The 17,179-nt window shown below is 67.1% G+C and carries 15 protein-coding genes; 4 read left to right on the top strand and 11 right to left on the bottom strand.

The window, feature by feature from the left end; translation table 11 throughout:
- Positions 1–174: 174 nt before the first annotated feature.
- The 6 genes from eda to QFZ23_RS05975 all read right to left on the bottom strand — a co-directional run bounded on the left by eda (position 175) and on the right by QFZ23_RS05975 (position 6,994).
- Positions 175–798 carry a bifunctional 4-hydroxy-2-oxoglutarate aldolase/2-dehydro-3-deoxy-phosphogluconate aldolase gene (eda, locus tag QFZ23_RS06000; RefSeq protein ID WP_306921256.1) on the bottom strand — a complete coding sequence of 208 codons (624 nt, stop codon included), beginning with the start codon at positions 796–798 and terminating at the stop codon, positions 175–177.
- Positions 791–2,176: a mannitol dehydrogenase family protein gene (locus tag QFZ23_RS05995; RefSeq protein ID WP_306926705.1), complete on the bottom strand. Its 1,386-nt coding sequence runs from the start codon at positions 2,174–2,176 to the stop codon at positions 791–793. Before QFZ23_RS05995 ends, eda begins: the two co-directional genes overlap by 8 nt.
- 89 nt (positions 2,177–2,265) lie before the next feature.
- Entirely contained in the window at positions 2,266–3,207 is a 942-nt protein-coding gene (locus tag QFZ23_RS05990; protein WP_306926703.1) for a PfkB family carbohydrate kinase, read from the bottom strand.
- Positions 3,208–3,245: 38 nt separating this feature from the next.
- Positions 3,246–4,457 carry a D-mannonate dehydratase ManD gene (gene manD / locus QFZ23_RS05985; protein WP_306921254.1) on the bottom strand — a complete coding sequence of 404 codons (1,212 nt, stop codon included), beginning with the start codon at positions 4,455–4,457 and terminating at the stop codon, positions 3,246–3,248.
- 93 nt (positions 4,458–4,550) lie between these two features.
- Positions 4,551–5,576, bottom strand: a complete 1,026-nt coding sequence (locus tag QFZ23_RS05980) for an L-idonate 5-dehydrogenase (RefSeq protein WP_306921252.1) — start codon at positions 5,574–5,576, stop codon at positions 4,551–4,553.
- Positions 5,573–6,994, bottom strand: a complete 1,422-nt coding sequence (locus tag QFZ23_RS05975; RefSeq protein WP_306921251.1) for an MFS transporter — start codon at positions 6,992–6,994, stop codon at positions 5,573–5,575. The genes QFZ23_RS05980 and QFZ23_RS05975 overlap by 4 nt, the downstream gene beginning before the upstream one ends.
- A 154-nt stretch (positions 6,995–7,148) precedes the next feature.
- Between QFZ23_RS05975 and QFZ23_RS05970 the strand changes: the two genes are divergently transcribed.
- Positions 7,149–7,880, top strand: coding sequence for a GntR family transcriptional regulator (locus QFZ23_RS05970; protein WP_306921248.1), 732 nt, complete (start codon positions 7,149–7,151; stop codon positions 7,878–7,880).
- Between the two features lie 21 nt (positions 7,881–7,901).
- Here the strand turns inward: QFZ23_RS05970 and QFZ23_RS05965 are convergent, their stop codons facing one another.
- Positions 7,902–8,447, bottom strand: coding sequence for a YceI family protein (locus QFZ23_RS05965; RefSeq protein ID WP_306921246.1), 546 nt, complete (start codon positions 8,445–8,447; stop codon positions 7,902–7,904).
- 361 nt (positions 8,448–8,808) lie between these two features.
- On the opposite strand from QFZ23_RS05965, the gene QFZ23_RS05960 reads away from it, so the two are divergent.
- Positions 8,809–9,546 (top strand): HNH endonuclease family protein, encoded by a 738-nt coding sequence (locus tag QFZ23_RS05960; protein ID WP_306921244.1) that lies wholly within the window; start codon positions 8,809–8,811, stop codon positions 9,544–9,546.
- Between the two features lie 65 nt (positions 9,547–9,611).
- Here the strand turns inward: QFZ23_RS05960 and QFZ23_RS05955 are convergent, their stop codons facing one another.
- A complete protein-coding gene (locus QFZ23_RS05955) occupies positions 9,612–9,908 on the bottom strand; it encodes a hypothetical protein (protein WP_306921243.1) in 297 nt (98 codons plus the stop codon).
- 147 nt (positions 9,909–10,055) lie between these two features.
- Positions 10,056–11,267 carry a formaldehyde dehydrogenase, glutathione-independent gene (gene fdhA, locus QFZ23_RS05950; RefSeq protein ID WP_306921242.1) on the bottom strand — a complete coding sequence of 404 codons (1,212 nt, stop codon included), beginning with the start codon at positions 11,265–11,267 and terminating at the stop codon, positions 10,056–10,058.
- A gap of 401 nt (positions 11,268–11,668) precedes the next feature.
- Here fdhA and QFZ23_RS05945 point away from each other — a divergent pair, with 401 nt between their 5' ends.
- Positions 11,669–11,971: a DUF1540 domain-containing protein gene (locus QFZ23_RS05945; RefSeq protein WP_306921241.1), complete on the top strand. Its 303-nt coding sequence runs from the start codon at positions 11,669–11,671 to the stop codon at positions 11,969–11,971.
- 134 nt (positions 11,972–12,105) lie between these two features.
- Positions 12,106–15,900 (top strand): TM0106 family RecB-like putative nuclease, encoded by a 3,795-nt coding sequence (locus QFZ23_RS05940; protein WP_306921240.1) that lies wholly within the window; start codon positions 12,106–12,108, stop codon positions 15,898–15,900.
- Positions 15,901–15,902: 2 nt separating this feature from the next.
- Here QFZ23_RS05940 and QFZ23_RS05935 read toward each other — a convergent pair whose 3' ends face one another.
- Positions 15,903–16,205 carry an acylphosphatase gene (locus QFZ23_RS05935; protein WP_306921239.1) on the bottom strand — a complete coding sequence of 101 codons (303 nt, stop codon included), beginning with the start codon at positions 16,203–16,205 and terminating at the stop codon, positions 15,903–15,905.
- 144 nt (positions 16,206–16,349) lie between these two features.
- Complete coding sequence (locus QFZ23_RS05930; protein WP_306921237.1) at positions 16,350–16,898, bottom strand: hypothetical protein; 549 nt, start codon at positions 16,896–16,898, stop codon at positions 16,350–16,352.
- Positions 16,899–17,179 lie beyond the last annotated feature (281 nt).

Here is a 17,179-nt window from a genome sequence, read left to right as displayed (position 1 = left end):
GGTCCGTCCGGAAATACGTCCTGCGGCATTCCTGATCATGTTGCCCAAGTTCATGATGAACTCCTTAGGTTGTGCGTCTGTTCAGGCTGCGACCGGGTTTTAGGACCGGTCTTTCCCGACTTTACGCCCGTCCCAAACCCAGATCTACGGTCAACCAGGAATGCCGCAAAATTCTCATCGCAGGGCTGCCGCTTCCCGCGCCAGTTCGGTGATCTGCTGCCAGTCCCCGCTTTCGACGGCGGCGCGCGGCGTCAGCCAGCTTCCTCCGACGCAGCTGACGTTGGGCAGCTTAAGGTACTCCGGCGCAGTCAAAAGGCTGATGCCGCCTGTGGGGCAGAACGTCACCTGCGGGACGGGTGCCCCGATGGCTGCCAGGTAGGACGGTCCACCGGCAGGACCGGCCGGGAAGAACTTCATGGTGTCCAGCCCACGCTCCAGCACGATCATCACCTCACCCACCGTGGCCACGCCCGGAAGCACCGGCACCTCGAGGCTGAGCATGTGGTCCAGCAGCGCGGGGGTGACGCCGGGGCTGACCAGGAACTGTGCACCCGCAGCCACGGCGGCGTCGGCTTGGCCGGGAGTGAGGATCGTCCCGGCGCCCACCAGGATGTCAGGCACCTCGTTGGCGATGGCCTTCAGCGACGTGAGCGCCGTGTCCGTCCGCAGGGTCAGCTCGATGATCCGGACGCCGCCGTCAGCAAGGGCCCGGGCAACTGGAACCGCGTGCTGCGGGTCCTCTATGGTCACCACGGGGATGACCGGGGAGACGTTCAGAACGCTGGTGGCGTCAGTCATGGTTGATCTCTTTTCTCAGGCCGTCCAGCCCGTGTGTGTCGACGATGCTGTACCAGTGGATGAGGAGGTCTGCGAACCCTTGATGCCGGGCCAGTTCGGGGTCAAAGACGCTGCGGCGTCCCAGCAGCGCCGGGACTACGTCGGCCGCGGACCGCGAGGCCGGCAGCGCCGCATGGAGTTCGGCGGCCAGCGGATCGCTTAGCTGGTCCACGGGAGTGGTCGCCACGTGCCGCATCCAGGCAGCGACGGCGAGTGCTGCCCACCGAGGTTCCCGTCCGGCGTCGAGGTTTCCGCGCACGGTGCTAAGCAGGCGCAGGCCGATCTTCTGCGAACCGTCGCTGCCCACCTTGGCCGTGGTGTGGGCCAGGTGTGGGTTAGCGAAACGGGTCAGCACCTGGGCGCAGTACTCGTCCGCGTCGAGCCCCTCCGGGAGTGTGATGGTGGGCAGGACGTCCTCGGCCATCATGCGCCGCGCGGCGGTGAAGAACGCCCCCTCGGCCACGGCGTCGCTGATGGTCTCCTTGCCGGCGGCGAGGCCGAGATAGGCCAGCAGCGAGTGGCTCGCGTTGAGCAGCCGCAGCTTCCCCGCCTCCCAGGCCCTGACATCGCTGCTGAACAGGGCTCCGGCGTCCTCCCATCGCGGACGTCCGGCGGCGAAGTTGTCCTCGATGACCCACTGCATGAACGGCTCGGCCACCACGGCTGCCTCGTCCCGCAGCCCCAGATCACGTTCGACGGCGTCCAGGTCACCCGCCGTCGTGGCCGGCACCATCCGGTCCACCATGGTGCTGGGGAACGCGACGTTGGCGTCGAGCCAGGCGGTGAGCAGTTCGGCTTCGGCAGGCGGCAGGGCCGCGGCGAAGGCATGGACCAGCGTTCGGGTCAGTTCGCCGTTGCCGGGGAGGTTGTCGCACGAGACCACGGTGATCGGGCCGGTCCCGGTGCGCGACCGCTGCTGCAGGCCACGGGCGACCTGGCCGATGGCCGTGAGCGGCGCACGGCCGCCAAGGTCAGCCCTGACTTCCTCATCCTCCAGGTTGAGGGATCCGGTGCGCGGGTCGATCCGGTAGCCCTTCTCGGTGATGGTCAGCGTGACCACGAGGGTCTCCGGCGCGGCGATCCGTTCCACGACGGCGGCCGGGTTGTCCCGTCCGGAGATGGCGTCCACGATGCTGGACACTACGCGGAGCGGTGCCGCTCCCTCGCCCCGTTCGGCCACGGTGAAGAGTCCGTCCTGTGGAGCGAGCTGCCGCGCCACGGTGTCCGAGCGCTGGGTAACGCCGGTGATCCCCCAGCCTGTTTCTCCGCTGGCCAGCATGGCGTTCTCGGTGAAGACAGCGGTGTGGGCGCGGGCGAAGGCGCCCAGGCCCAGGTGCACGATGCCAGGCTTCAGGCCGTCGGCCCGCAGCGCGGCGCCGGGGAACTCGGCCCTGTCACGGAGGTTTGCACTGCTCAAAGTGGCACTGCTTAGGCGTGCGATGACAGCTCTCCTTCCCCTGTCGCCATAGTCTGCGCCCCCAGGGCGTGGGCGCGGGTCTGCTCAAAGCTCGGAATGAAGCCGGTGCCGCCCTTGCCGCCCACCACGAGTGAGGCCGCGGCTGCTCCATACCGGACAGCCTCGGCGAGGCCGTCGCCGAGCACCAGCCGCGCGGTCAGCGTGCCCACGAAGGCGTCACCCGCTCCGGTCTGGTCCACCACTGCCGGCGCTGGAATGGCTTCGATCCACGCGGACCCGGTGTTGCTCTCCAGCTGGATTCCCTCGGCCCCGCACGTAACGGCGACGTTGGCGGTGCCCAGCGAGCGCAGCTTCGCGGCGGCCTCCCGCGGCGAGGACGTGGCCAGCAGGGCGGACGTCTCCCCGGGGAAGGAAGGCGTCACCAGGAAAGCCTTCGGCGCCAACTCAACGACGGCCGCCGTCGCGTCCTCCACGGAGGTGAGCCGCGCGCGGTAGTTCGGGTCAAAGACAAAGCGGTTGGCAACCTCGGCGGCTTTGAAGACGGCTGCGCGGGACGAAGCCGAGATGGCGCAGGCGATGCCGCCGGCAATCACGGCCCCGGCTGCGGCAAACACGTCCGGGTCCACGTCGTTCGGCCCCAGAGTGGAGCCGACGCTGCCGCTGCGCGCGTAGGAGAACTCGCGCTGCCCGTGGGGGTCGCAGTGCACCAGGTACACGCCCTGCTGGCCGGGATGGAACTTCAGGAGTTCGGTGGAAATGCCGAGTTCAGCGATCCGGGCGGCGACCGCCTGGCCGAGGTCGTCGTCGGGCAGTACTGCCAGCAGCGCGGTGCGGGCACCGGCCGCCGCGGCAGCCGCCGCGACGTTCAGCGCGTCGCCGGAGATGCCGAGCTGCGCCGGAACACCGTGCCCGAACGGGACGTCCGTGGCCACCTCGAGGAGGATCTCCCCCATGGCGACGACGTCGAACGGCTGTGCTTCTGTCGGGTTACTCACCAGTCATGCACCGACCCGTCGAGGCGGCGGTTGATGGGCAGGTACTTGGGGTCAAACGGGAACGCGGCGGCCGCCTCCTCGTCGAACTGAACGCCGAGGCCTGGAGCGTCGCCGGGGTGCATGTAGCCGTCGGTGAAGGTGTAGGAGGCCTTGAACACCTCGTTCGCGGGATCGCGGTGGCCCATGTACTCCTGGACGCCGAAGTTGGGGATGCTCATGTCCACGTGCAGCGCCGCGGCGAAGGACACCGGCGAGAGGTCACCGGCGCCGTGCGAGCCCGAGCGGACGCCGTACAGGTCCGCCAGCGAGAAGATGCGGCGCAGGTGCGTGATGCCGCCCGAGTGTGAAACGGACGTGCGGATATAGTCGATCAGGCGTTCCGTGATCAGCTGTTGGCAGTCCCAGATCGAGTTGAACACCTCACCCACGGCGATCGGCGTGGTGGTGTGCTGGCGGATCAGGCGGAACGCCGACTGGTCCTCGGCCGGCGTCGGATCCTCGATCCAGAACGGGCGGAACGGCTCCAGCGAGGCACCCAGCCGGCCGGCCTCAATCGGCGTCAGCCGGTGGTGGACGTCGTGCAGGACGTGCACGCCGTAGCCGAACTGCTCCCGCACGTGCGCCATCATCTTCGGCGCGAAGTCCAGGTACGCCGTCGTCTCCCACAGGTCCTCCTGCGGGATGTTGCCGCTGGCAGGCTCATACGTCCTGCCGTCCACCGGCGCGATCCCGTAGGTCTTCTCCAGCCCAGGCACCGCGGCCTGCGCGCGGACGGCCTTGTAGCCGAGGTCCAGGTGGTGCTGGAAGTCTGCGCTGAGGTCCTCCAGCGAGGAGCCGCTGGCGTGGCCATAGACCATGACGCCCTCGCGGGCGGCGCCGCCCAGCAGCTCGTACACCGGCATGCCGGCGGCCTTGCCCTTGATGTCCCAAAGTGCGACGTCGATCGCGGCGATCGCCGTCATGGTCACCGGCCCGCGGCGCCAGTAGGCACCCTTGTAGAAGTACTGCCACGTGTCCTCGATGCGGCGGGCGTCGCGGCCGATCAGCAGCGGGCAGAGGTGCTCGGACAGGTAGGACGCCACAGCCAGTTCACGTCCGTTGAGGGTGGCGTCGCCGATGCCGGTAATCCCGTCCTCGGTTTCGATAACGAGCGTGACGTAATTCCGTCCTGGCGACGAGACGACTACGCGTGCGTCGGTGATCTTCACTGGTGGGTCCTTTTGTGTGTCGGGTATTGCAAGTAGGTCGCAGCAGATGGCGTTTTGAGCCCTCAGAACGCCATCTGCTGCTACTTAGTTGGGTCAGGAGAGGCGGAGCATGACCTTGCTGCTGCCGGCGGCCGGGTCCGCGGACACCCGCATGGCTTCCGCGGCCTGGTCGATGCCGAACTTGTGGGTGATGACCGGTGAAACGTCCAGGCCTTCAGACATCGCCTGGAGCGCGTCGGTGATCTCGTCCGCGAACCGGTAGGAGCCGATCCACGTGATTTCCCTTGTCACGAGGTCCCCGAGTGCGGCCGGGGCCGGGGCTCCGGGCAGGTTGCCCACCTGGACGATAGTGCCTCCCCGGGCAGTGGCCCGGAGGATGCCGCCCAGTACCGCGGGGATCCCGGTCGCCTCGAACACGAGCTCCACGTCCTCCGGCAGCGTTGCGCCGTCCGAGAGGTTGCGAACCTCGTCCGCACCCATGGCCTTCGCAATCCGGAGCGAGGCGTCGTTGATATCCGTGGCCGTGACGGTTCGTGCGCCGGCGTACTTGGCGGCCGCGATCACCAGGGATCCGATCGGCCCGGCGCCGTTGACCAGCACGTCGCGGCCGGCCAGCGATCCCGCGCGCCCCACCGCATGAAGTGCGACGGCCAGCGGTTCAGCAAGTGCCCCGCGAAGGGTGTCCACGCCGTCGGGAAGCGGACGGACCTGCGACGCGCGAACCAGCTTCCGTTCACTGAAGCCGCCGTCGGTGTGCGGATCGAAGGCTGCCGACCCGAAGTACCGGATCTGGGGGTACAGGTTGGTCCGGCCGCTGAGCCGCTCCGGCATGATCCCGTCCCCCACGACTTCGGCGGGATGGACGGTGACCGGCTGGCCGACGTGGAGGTTTTCGACGCCGTCGCCCAGCTGGGCGATCCGGCCGGCCACCTCATGGCCGAGGACGAGCGGGGACTTCAGCTGCGCGGTCCCGGAGGCGCCGTGGCGCCAGTAGGAAAGGTCGGAGCCGCAGATCCCGCCCCATTCGACGGCGAGGACAACCTCTCCCGGCCCGGCGACGGGCTCGGGGCGTTCGTCGATGCGGAGGTCGTTGGCGCCGTGGACGACTACTGCTTTCATGCGGCGTCTTCCAGGCGGACCAGGTCGCGGCCGCGGACCTCGGGGCCAACAGCCGCGGAGACCAGGGTGATCAGCGAGTAGCCGATGAGCATGGCGGCCAGGGGCCACCAGTGCCCGGTGACGGCGGTCAGCGTAGCGGCGAGGATCGGGCCGATGGCCGTGGCGAGGATACCGCCGATTTCCTTGGCCAGGGCGAGCTGCGTGAAGCGGGTGCGCGCTCCGAAGAACTCGGCCATGGTGACGCTCTCCATCGAGAAGAGGCTCAGTACGCCCAGGTTCAGGCCGGCGACGACGGCGATGGTGACAAGAGTCGGATTGCCGCTGGTGACCATGAGCATCATGGGAATTGCGAAGACTGCGGTGGTGGCGCTCAGGATCAGGTACAGGGGACGGCGGCCAAAGCGGTCGCCCAGGATGCCGATCAGCGGGATGGTGGCGAAGCCGATAATCGAGCCGATCATGATGGCCGTGGTGCCGACGGACTTGTTCATGAGCAGGACCGTGGCCAGGTAGCCGATCAGGAAGGTCTGGATGAGGCCGGAGTTGCCGGCCTGTCCGAAGCGGAGGCCGAGGGCGATCAGGAAGGACTTGCCCTTGCGCTGGTGCAGCGCGGCTTCGATGGTGCTGGCGGACTGGGTCTGGTGCTTGGGCTGGTCTGCTTCGTTTACCGCGGACGTGTTTGCTTCGGCGGCGAGGTCGCGCTTGGCAAGTGCGACGCCGTCGACGACGTCCTCACGCTGTTCGAAGACCGGGCTCTCCTTGAGGGAGCGGCGGATCCAGACGGCGAAGATCATCAGCAGGAAGCTTGCCAGGAACGGCAGGCGCCAACCCCAGGTCAGCAGCTGTTCCTCGGAGAGTACCGCCACCAGGATGGCCCAGAGCGCGGAGGCGGCGAGGGTGCCGGAGTTGGTGCCGAGGCAGACGAGCGAGGAGATCAGGCCGCGGCGGCGGGCGGGGGCGTATTCCGCCAGCATCACTGTGGCGCCGGCGATTTCCGCGCCGGCACCGAAGCCCTGGATCAGTCGCAATGCCACGAGGAGGATGGGGGCCCAGATGCCGACCATGGCGTAGGTGGGCAGGACACCGATGAGCGTGGTGGACGCACCCATCAGCGCGATGGTGATGAAGAGGACCTTCTTCCGGCCGATCCTGTCGCCCATGCGGCCGAAGTAGACGGCACCAAACAGGCGGGCCACGTAGCCGACGCCGTAGGTTGCCATCGCGGCGATGAGGCCGATAACCGGGCTGACGTCGGGGAAGAAGATCTTGTTGAAGACGATGGCCGCGGCCAGCGAGTAGAGCTGGAAATCCATGAATTCCATGGCCGTTCCCAGCCAGCCGGAGACCGCGACCTTCGCGAGGTCCTTAGTGGTCCTTGTTTCGGTCTTGGCGGTGGGCGGTGCGATGCTCTCGGTCATCAGTTGCTCCTTTGCAGGCGATGAAGAAGGGGAGTGGGAGAGTTCTGCCTGGATGTGGCCGGGTTTGGAGGACAGGAGAGCTGTCCTCCGGCCGTAGCTGACTACCATACAAGCACTACCATTCTAGTTTGTCAACGATGGCTAGACTGGATGCATGGCAACCGGCAAACCCGAAAAAGGGCAGTCCCCGCGGCTTTCCGTGCGGGACCAGACACTGGATACGCTCCGGCGTCGCATCATCTCCCTGCAGCTCCCTCCCGGCGAGCCGCTGTCCGAGAACGAGCTCGCCCAGGAACTTGGCGTCAGCCGGACGCCCGTGCGCGAAAGCCTCATCCTGCTGCGCGAGGAGGGGCTGGTGCAGGTCTTCCCGCAGATCGGCTCGTTCGTCTCGCTCGTGGATCTGGGACGGGTCGCTGAGGCCCAGTTCGTTCGCGAGGCCATCGAATGCGCGTCACTGAAGGACGCCGTGGTTGACGCCTCCGGCCTCGATGGGCTGCGCGAGATCCTTGCTGCACAGCGTGACGCGGAAGCCACCGGCGACGTCGAGGAGTTCTTCCGGCTAGACGAGGCCTTCCACCGCGAGCTCCTTCGTCTGGCGGGGCACGAGTCGGCCTGGACAGCGGTCAATTCCGCTAAGGCCCACCTGGACCGCGCCCGGCGGCTCAGCCTGATCGACACCCGCCCCGTGTCCACGCTGATTGAACAGCACACCGCCGTGGTGGACGCGCTCGAAGCCAACAACCGCCCCGAAGCGGACAGCTGCCTGCGGGTTCACCTGCGCGGCGTCTTCGAGGACGTCAAGCGGATCCAGGCATCATCACCCGAGCTCTTCTCGGACGGCACAGCATCACGCCCGGTCCGCCGCAGCATCGCCCGGCTTTCCTAGATCCGTTCGTCCCTGCGAAACCTACTGCTGCTTGACCAGGGCAGCCTCGAGGTTGATCTTCACCTTGTCGCTGACCAGCAGGCCGCCGGCTTCGAGGGCCGCGTTCCACGTCAGGCCGAACTCCTTGCGGCTGATCTCCGCCTCGGCCGAGAAGCCCGCGCGGGTGGCACCGAAGGGGTCGACGGCCACGCCGGTGAATTCGACCTCGAGCTCGACCGGCTTGGTGATGCCCTTGATCGTGAGGTCGCCCGTCAGCGTGTAGTCCTCGCCGTCGCCCTCGAGGTGAGTGCCCTTGAAACTCATATCGGGGAACTTCTCGACGTCGAAGAAGTCCTCCCCGCGCACGTGGGCGTCACGGTTGGCGTCACCGGAATCGAAGCTGGCCGTGCTGACAGTGGCATGCAATGAGGAATCGGCCAGGGAGTCCCGCACGTGGGCTTCGCCGGTTGCTTCCCGGAACCGCCCGCGGACCTTGCTGATCCCGGCGTGCCGCACGCTGAAGCCGATTTCACTGTGGGACATATCGAGTGTCCAAATGCCGGGGGTCAGGCCCGCGGGAAGAGTCATGACGCATCTCCTTTGAAGGGAAAACCTGCTGGTCAGTGCGATTTCAACACTGGTTTAGCCCGGCGGCGAAGTCAAGGACGAGTAGCTTCACCGGAGGGCATCCGGACGGCAAGCGAACCAACCGGAAAGGCCACACATTCCTAGCCAATTTTCAGGAAACTTCTCTAGCCTAGAAGCAGGCCCACCGCGTATCCCCCATCCGAGGTGGTCCTGCCGCTAGGAGTAGCCCCGCAAAGCCGTTTGGCAGTGCGGGGCTCTCTGCGTTTCGGGTACGTCATCCGCGTGGCACCGCCAACTCCGTCCTGCCGGCCAGTACGATCGATCGTTGAATCGACAACCAGCGCCACGGGAGTAGACCGCCTTGCACCACGCACGTTCCCACGGGAGGAACTGGTTCGCAGCCGGCGCCCTTGCCGCCGTCATCCTGGCCACCACCGCCTGCGGCGGGGGCATCAGCGCAACCCGGCAGCCGTCGTCGGACTCTGTCCCCGGCGGGTCAGCCGGCAACGCGCCCGGGTACGCCGTCAAGGCAGCCGACCTACTCGCCACCCTGCCCGTCAAAGGCCGCGCCCCAAAAACGGGCTACGACAGGGAAGAGTTCGGACCGGCCTGGTCAGACACGGACCACAACGGCTGCGACACCCGCAACGACATCCTGGCCCGGGATCTCACCAAGACCACCCGCAAGCCAGGAACAAACAACTGCATCGTCCTGACCGGTACACTGGCCGATCCGTACACGGCCACCACCATCGCCTTCACCCGCGGCAGCAAAACCAGCAGCGCGGTCCAGATCGACCACATCGTTGCCCTCAGCGACGCGTGGCAGAAGGGCGCCCAGCGCCTCAGCAAGGCACAGCGGACCGCCCTCGCCAACGATCCCTTGAACCTGCTGGCCGTTTCCGGCCCCGCCAACCAGCAGAAGTCCGACGGCGACGCCGCCACCTGGCTGCCCGGCAGCCGCGCCTACCGCTGCCCGTACGTGGCGCGCCAGATTTCGGTCAAGGCGAAGTACAAGCTCTGGGTGACCCAGGCCGAACGCACCGCGATGGCCTCCGTCCTGGCCCAGTGCGGCGGCACTGTAGCTGGAACCAAGTAAGGCAAGTAGCTGGAACCAAGTAACCAGGCCCGCCGCCACCCGAAGCCGGCCAGACGGGCCGCTCCTCAGCCCTCCTCCGGCACCTCGCCCGCGAACGGGTAGTCGTCCTCATCACTGCCCGGCGTGCCCGCGGCCTGCTCAATGGCGTCTGCCTCGGCCGCTTCCTCGGCGGAGAGGTCCGGCGCCGCGGGCGGCCCGTCGGTCCGCAGCGGGGTCCGCTGCTCCAGGGCGTCCGCCTCGGGAACGTCCTCGGGCAGCGGCCGCTGTTCCTCGTCCCCGGACTCCCCGCCTACCGGCTGGCGCTGCTCAAACGCATCGACTTCCGGCACTTCGAGCGGTGTTTCGTCAGGCTGGCTGTTCATGGATCTCCTCCTGCGGCTGGTTTGGTCGTTCCACGAGTCTGGCCCTACTACACGATGACGGCAATGGGGTCCGCGTGCTGCACAACCCTGTGGGTCGGGCCGCACGCGGCCCCGCGCCGTTAACTCCTCTCCTGCCTCGCGCCTACGTCAGCTGAGGTAACCGTTCGGGTTCAGCACGTACTTCGTGGCGGCACCGGCGTCGAACTCGGCGTAGCCCTTCGGTGCGTCCTCCAGCAGGATCGGCTTGGCGTTGACGTTCTTGGCGATCTGCACACGGTCGTGCAGGATGGCCATCATCAGCTGCCGGTTGTACTTCATCACCGGACACTGACCCGTGGTGAAGCTCAGCGATTTGGCCCAGCCCGTGCCGAGACTCAGGCTCAGCGATCCCTTCTTGGCAGCCTCGTCGATGCCGCCCGGGTCACCTGTGACATACAGTCCCGGAATGCCCAAGGCACCGCCGGCGGCAGTGATGTCCATCAGCGAGTTCAACACCGTGGCCGGCGCCTCCTTGGCGCCCTCGCCATGGCCCTTCGCCTCAAATCCCACAGCGTCCACGGCGCAGTCCACCTCTGGGACCCCCAGGATCTGCTCGATCTGCTCAACCGGGCCGCCCTTGGTCAGGTCCACGGTTTCGCAGCCGAAGCTGCGGGCCTGCGTCAGACGGTCACTGTTCATGTCGCCCACAATTACGACGGCGGCACCCAGCAGATGCGCGCTCGTCGCCGCTGCGAGGCCCACAGGACCGGCACCCGCGACGTATACAGTGGAGCCGACGCCGACCCCCGCCGATACGGCGCCGTGATAGCCCGTGGGGAAGATGTCCGAAAGCATGGCGAGGTCCAGGATCTTCTCCATGGCCTGGTCCTTGTCCGGGAACTTGAGCAGGTTCCAGTCCGCGTACGGCACCAGGACATAGTTGGCCTGGCCGCCCACCCAGCCGCCCATGTCCACATAGCCGTAGGCGCTGCCCGGGCGGTCCGGGTTCACGTTGAGGCAGATGCCGGTCTTCCGCTCCTTGCAGTTCCGGCACCGGCCGCACGAAATATTGAACGGCACCGAGCAGATATCCCCGACCTTGATGAATTCGACGCCGGGTCCTACCTCCACCACTTCACCGGTGATTTCGTGGCCCAGCACCAGGTCCGGTGGCGCCGTGGTCCGCCCGCGGACCATGTGCTGGTCCGAGCCGCAGATGTTGGTGGCCACCGTCTTGATAATTGCACCGTGGGGAACCTGGCGCCCCACGTTGGCCGGATTTACGCCCGGCCCGTCCTTAAGTTCAAAAGTGGGGTAGTCGATATCGATGACCTCCACCTTGCCGGGCCCCTTGTAGGCAACGGCTTTGTTCCCTTCCATCTCTTTCCTCCTGGCGTCACGGACCCTTCCCCGTGAAGGGTCGGCGGTGAATTCCTGAGTGATGTGATGCGCCCTCCAGGGCATTTCCTTGAAAGGCCCGGACGACGCCGTCGGGCCCTAAAAGTGGAGGGTCCTGCCAGTCTAGAACGGTGCCCGCAAAGGGTCCATGGGGGTTTGGAGCGGGAAATTGAGAGCGGACACTCTGGGGTTGTTTGCCGCTCCGAGGTCCGGCTTCGAGGCCCTGCCAGGCCGCCCACAGGTCCGGCCGGGCGCCTCCGGGGCAGTTCCTGCGATTACGGCAATTACGCAACACAATTGGGTCTTTTTGATCCGACCCTTCGGGCCTACGTTGGGAACAGCGAGTCGCCCCGCCGGGGCGTCCGAAATCTTGGAGGAATCCCATGAGCACGCATGTAGCCGATTGCAGCGTCACCAACTGCTCCTTCAACGACCACTCTGAATGCAACGCCGAAGCCATCACGGTTGGCGGCACCACAGACCATGCCTCCTGCGCCACGTTCATCGACACCGGCATACACGGCGGCCTTCCTAAGGTCCTCGCCGGGGTCGGGGCATGCCAGCGGGCGGAATGCATCCATAACGAGCACCTCATGTGCAACGCATCGGAAGTCCATGTGGGCCCCGGCCCGGACAACGCCGACTGCCTCACTTACTCCCACAACGGCAAGCAGCCCGTCACCTAACCTGCGCAGGCATGTAGGGTCCCCCATTGGGCCAACTCCCGGCCGGTGCGGCCTGATTGTCATAGCCTCTTGCTAGATTCAAATCAGCGCACCGGGAACCGTCCCGGGAGCGAGGCTGCCAATGGGGAGGCCCCATGTTCCTGCTCGACCCAACCACGCCGGGAGCACCGGCTGACCTGGTGTTCTCAGCCAGCGACCTCGTCGCCGCCAGCGAGTGCGAGTACCGCACGCTCCGGATCCTGGACGAGAAACTGGGCCGCTCCCCCAAAGCCGATTTCCCCGCCGACGAGATGCAGGCGCGGGCTGGCACGCTTGGCGACCTCCACGAGCATAAGGTGCTCGCCGCCCTCATCGACCGCCACGGCACCTGGGATCCGGCGCGCGGGACCGGGGTTTACTCCGTGGAGCGCGGAACGATGGACCGGACTGACCTGGCGGACAAGGCGCGCGAAACCGCCGCTGCCCTCCGCACCGGCGCCGATGTCGTCTTCCAGGCCACCTTCTTCGACGGCGAATTCCTGGGCTATGCGGACTTCCTGGTGCGCGAGGAGGCTGACCTGCCGGGCTCTGGCGTGCCGGGCAGGGAGCGCGGTGCGCAGCGGTACGCGGTCTGGGACACCAAGCTGGCGCGGCATGCCAAGGTGGGGGCACTGCTGCAGCTCGCCGCCTACGGCGACCAGCTGATCGGGCTCGGGCTGGTACCCGCTCCGCGCGTCACCCTGGTACTGGGAAACATGGAGCGCAGCTCGCACTCACTGGACGATCTGCTGCCCGTGTACCGCGAGCGCCGGGCGCGCTTCCGCGAGCTCACCGCTGCGCACCGTCACGCGGAGGCCCCTGTAGCGTGGCAGCAGCCCGGTGTCAGTTACTGCGGCAGGTGCGACTACTGTGCCGAGCAGGTGGCCGGGCACCGGGACCTGCTGATGGTGGCCGGCATGACCTCCATCCAGCGGAAGAAGCTCGTGGCGGATGGCATCACCACCATCGACGCCCTCGCCGAACTCCCTCTCCACCTGGCCACAGGTTCGCGGCGGCGCCTGCGTGACCAGGCCAGAATGCAGACCGGGCTGGACGCAGCCGACGGTTCACGGACCTTCGTGAAGGAAGGCCAGCGGCACACCATCACGTACAAGGTGCTGGCAGACAACGCGCTGGCCGGCATTCCTGCCCCGAGTGACGGCGACATCTTCTTCGACTTCGAGGGCGACCCGCTCTGGCAGGATCCCGCGGGCCAATGGGGCCTGGAGTATCTTTTCGGGGTCATTGAGGCCCCGCGGCCCACTGATCCGCCGGGCCAAGAACCGGTCTTTCGGCCTTTCTGGGCTCACTCCCGGGCGGGCGAACGCCAGGCGTTCCTGGACTTCCTGGCCTACGTGGAGGAGCGCCGCGCGCGGTATCCGGACATGCATGTCTACCACTACGCGCCCTACGAAAAGACGGCACTGCGCAACCTCTCTCTGAACCATGTCGCCGGCGAGGACGTGGTGGATTCGTGGCTGCGGGACGGGCTCCTCGTGGACCTTTATGCCACAGTCCGGCATTCACTCCGGATTTCCGAGGCCTCGTACTCCATCAAGAAGCTCGAGCCCCTGTATATGGGAGACAACCTGCGATCCGGGGACGTCAAGGACGCCGGCGCTTCCGTGGTGGCCTACGCCGCCTACTGCGAGGCGCGCGATGCCGGCCCTGACACGCAGGCGGAGGCGGCCGCCATTCTGGCCTCCATTTCCGACTACAACCAGTACGACTGCCTTTCCACGCTGCGCCTGCGGGACTGGCTTCTGCAGCTGCGTGGCGGTGCGCCTGTCGCCCCTGGCGAGGCTGGCGTGGCGGACGCTGACGCGGGGATGCGCGGTGTGGGGGCGGCCGGTGTGGGGACTGGCGTGGGGGCGACTACTGCCGGTCCGGCGACGGCGTCCGGCTCCCAAACGCCGTCGGATGCAGTTCCGGACGCGGAACCTTCGCCGGAGGAAGCAAGCCTGCGCGCCTTCCTGGACGCCATTCCGGAGCACCGCGAGCTGACGCCGGACGAGCAGGCCGTGGCCATGGTCGCGGCGGCCACCGGCTATCACCGGCGGGAGCGCAAGCAGTTCTGGTGGGAGCACTTCGACCGCCTCGAATCCGAGGTCGACAGGTGGCGGGACCAGCGCAACGTCTTCATCGTGGAAGCGGCCGAGGTGGTCTTGGACTGGGCGCCGCCTACCTCCCGAGCCCGGACGGAGTCCCGCACTTTGCGGCTCACCGGGATCATGAGCGAGGGCTCGGAATTCAAGCCGGGCTCCACTTGGTTCCGGATGTTCGAGGACCCCCTGCCCGACGGTCTGGGGGAGGTCGACGGCGGGCGGACACCGCGGCGTGCGGCGACCGGCCAGTCGGCAGGCACGGCAACAGCACTCCATGAAGCCGCCATGCCGCCCTCGCGGGACGGCGTCTTCGGCACGCACGTGGATGCTGTGGAGGACCATACTGATCAGCCCGGCCGGACCGTCATCACCATCACGGAGAAGTCCACGGGCAAGGTTCCGCCGTACTTCCAGCTGCCCATGGCACTGACTGACGACCGTCCCATTCCCACCGTCAGCATCGAGGCAGCCCTGGCGGAACTCGCGCAGGTTGTCGGCTCCTCGCTGCCGGAACTCCCCAAGCATCCCGGCGTGGACATCCTGCGCCGGACAGCACCCAGGCTGGCCGGCATCCTGAGCCTGCCTCCGGTCAGCAACGACGCCAACGGAAACGCCGACTACGTCTCTGCCATTACCCAGGCACTGAAGCACCTGGACCGGTCCTACCTCGCTGTGCAGGGACCGCCGGGAACCGGCAAGACGTTCGTCGGCTCCCACGTCGTTGCCCGGCTCGTGGAGGCCGGATGGAAGGTGGGCGTGGTCGCCCAGTCCCACGCCGTCGTTGAGAACATGCTCTGCACGGCGATTGTGAAAGCCGGGGTGGATCCCGGCGTCGTCGCCAAGAGACTGGCGCAACCGCACGACGTGCCGTGGACCTGCGTCGCCGATGAGGACATCGCTAGGCTTTTGGACGCCGACGGCGGTTGCCTGGTTGGCGGAACCGCCTGGACCATGACAGGCAAATACGTGCCGGCAGGGTCACTGGATCTGCTGGTCATTGACGAGGCCGGCCAGTATTCGCTGGCCAACACCCTGGCTGTGGCCCGGTCCGCGAAGCGGCTTCTGCTGCTCGGCGACCCGCAGCAGCTTCCGCAGGTCACCCAGGGCTCCCATCCGGAGCCGGTCGATGAGTCGGCGCTGGGCTGGCTGTCAGCCGGGCATGCCACGATGCCTGCCGAGCTGGGCTACTTCCTCGCCGATTCCTGGCGCATGCATCCCGAGCTGTGCCGCAAGGTGTCGGTGCTCAGCTACGACGGCAGGCTGGAGTCGGCGCCGGCGGCATCCCTGCGCCATCTCGACGGCGTGCCGCCGGGCGTGGAAACCGTCCTGGTGCCGCATGCCGGCAACACCACGAGTTCGGCGGAAGAGGCTGCCGCGATCGTCGGACTGGCACGCGAGCATATCGGGCTCAAGTGGACGCCGGGCAAGGACGAGCCGATCCGGCGGCTGGAAGCCAAGGACATCCTGGTGGTGGCCGCATATAACGCCCAGGTGCAGGCCGTCCGGCACGCCCTGGACCAGGAGGGCCTGTCCGGCGTGCGGGTGGGAACGGTGGACAAGTTCCAGGGCCAGGAAGCTCCCGTGGTGCTCGTGTCCATGGCGTGTTCGGCCATTGCGGAGGCACCGCGCGGAGCCGAGTTCCTGCTCAACCGCAACCGGATCAACGTAGCTGTGTCGCGGGGCCAGTGGCGGGCCGTGATCGTCCGCTCCCCCGAGCTGACGAACTACATGCCCTCACGGCCCTTCGCGCTCGAGGAACTCGGGGCCTTCCTGGGGCTCAGCCCTGGTGAACTCAGCCAAGGGTGAACTCAGCCGACTACCTGAAAGCTCCTGAATCCGCCTTCGGCCGGGGAGACCTTCTCGTCGACGTGCGCCACCCTCCCCGGCGCCTGGGATGATCCGAGCCAGCGCCTGAATTCGACGATGTCCGGCTGCGGTCCCTCCGCGACGACGGCGACCGAACCGTCGTCGTCGTTCCTGACCGAACCGGTCAGCCCTAGCTCGTCGGCCTTGCGCGCCGTCCAGTAGCGGAAACCGACACCCTGGACCATTCCCGTGACGCGCGCGGTGAGGCGGACGCTGTCCGGCTCTGCTGCCTTCGAGTCAGTCATGGAACCAATGTAGCGCCGGCGGCCTTGGTCTCGACAGGCTCGACCAGCGGATCAGGCCCGGCCAGCGGAACCAGGCCGGCTAGCGGAACCAGGTGGCCCGCGGTACCGGGGTGGCCGGCCGACTTGGCCCGCTGGGCGGAGGACCTAGCCCGCTGGGCGGAGTGAGGTGATCATGGCGCGGATGTTCTTGTATTCGGGGGTTTCCGTGTACGCCTCAGGGGTGTCCACGTTGGGCGGGTTCCCCGGTGTGGTGTCGAACGGGTTGTAGACGCCGCCGAACATCGCCCCGCTTGGCGGCCAGCTGAAGAAATGGGCTATCGGGCAGGCCGTGGGACCGGTGGGTTCCGGCGCCGAGGTGATGCCGTAGGCCAGCATCGTCGTCTTCGCAGGGTCGGTGGCGGTGTCATCCTGCCGGGATTCGAAGGTGAATCGCGGTGTGCTGCCGGACTGCTTCAATGCCGGGAGCGGCTCGGAGTCGTACATGCCGTACGGTTGCTTCTTCAGGCATTCCGCGCCAACCACCATGTTGGTACGCAGCGTTGCCATCGACTTGCCCGCAGGGTTGCGGACTTCCACAAACACGCCGCCGCCCGGCGGCGTCTGTCCGGCGGGATCCTTGACGGTCCACTCGGACGGAAGGTCGAACGCCAGCTTGCCGTCAGACGTCGTAAAGGTCTTCCAGCCCTCAGGCAACGTTGCGGACGGCGTCGCGGTGGCCGTCGCCGGGCTGTCAGTTGCCGTTGCAGTTCCGCTTGCCGGTGCGGAGGCCGCGTCCGAGGAAGAGACAAAAGTTGTTGGGGCTACAGACCCTCCTCCACCAGGCGAGGAAGGCGCCCCGCAGCCGGCAAGTGCAACCACGGCGGCCAAAACGGCGGCCCCGGACAAAGTCCCTGACCAGCGAAAAGTCCCTGAATGGCGCAAAGCTCCTCCTTGAGTTACGAACGTGCTCCCCATTCTGGGCTTTCCTCCATGGA

Source organism: Arthrobacter globiformis, from assembly GCF_030818015.1.
In the GTDB taxonomy this organism is placed as follows: domain Bacteria; phylum Actinomycetota; class Actinomycetes; order Actinomycetales; family Micrococcaceae; genus Arthrobacter; species Arthrobacter globiformis_C.
The sequence above is the reverse complement of the archived record's forward strand: the minus strand, read 5'-3'. Positions and strand labels throughout refer to the sequence as shown.

Bases quoted from the DNA above. Each gene is read 5' to 3' on its own strand.
- eda (WP_306921256.1), bottom strand. From the start codon at position 798: ATGACTGACGCCACCAGCGTTCTGAACGTCTCCCCGGTCATCCCCGTG.
- QFZ23_RS05990 (WP_306926703.1), bottom strand. From the start codon at position 3,207: ATGGGGGAGATCCTCCTCGAGGTGGCCACGGACGTCCCGTTCGGGCAC.
- QFZ23_RS05980 (WP_306921252.1), bottom strand. From the start codon at position 5,576: ATGAAAGCAGTAGTCGTCCACGGCGCCAACGACCTCCGCATCGACGAA.
- QFZ23_RS05975 (WP_306921251.1), bottom strand. From the start codon at position 6,994: ATGACCGAGAGCATCGCACCGCCCACCGCCAAGACCGAAACAAGGACC.
- QFZ23_RS05970 (WP_306921248.1), top strand. From the start codon at position 7,149: ATGGCAACCGGCAAACCCGAAAAAGGGCAGTCCCCGCGGCTTTCCGTG.
- QFZ23_RS05965 (WP_306921246.1), bottom strand. From the start codon at position 8,447: ATGACTCTTCCCGCGGGCCTGACCCCCGGCATTTGGACACTCGATATG.
- QFZ23_RS05955 (WP_306921243.1), bottom strand. From the start codon at position 9,908: ATGAACAGCCAGCCTGACGAAACACCGCTCGAAGTGCCGGAAGTCGAT.
- fdhA (WP_306921242.1), bottom strand. From the start codon at position 11,267: ATGGAAGGGAACAAAGCCGTTGCCTACAAGGGGCCCGGCAAGGTGGAG.
- QFZ23_RS05945 (WP_306921241.1), top strand. From the start codon at position 11,669: ATGAGCACGCATGTAGCCGATTGCAGCGTCACCAACTGCTCCTTCAAC.
- QFZ23_RS05940 (WP_306921240.1), top strand. From the start codon at position 12,106: ATGTTCCTGCTCGACCCAACCACGCCGGGAGCACCGGCTGACCTGGTG.
- QFZ23_RS05935 (WP_306921239.1), bottom strand. From the start codon at position 16,205: ATGACTGACTCGAAGGCAGCAGAGCCGGACAGCGTCCGCCTCACCGCG.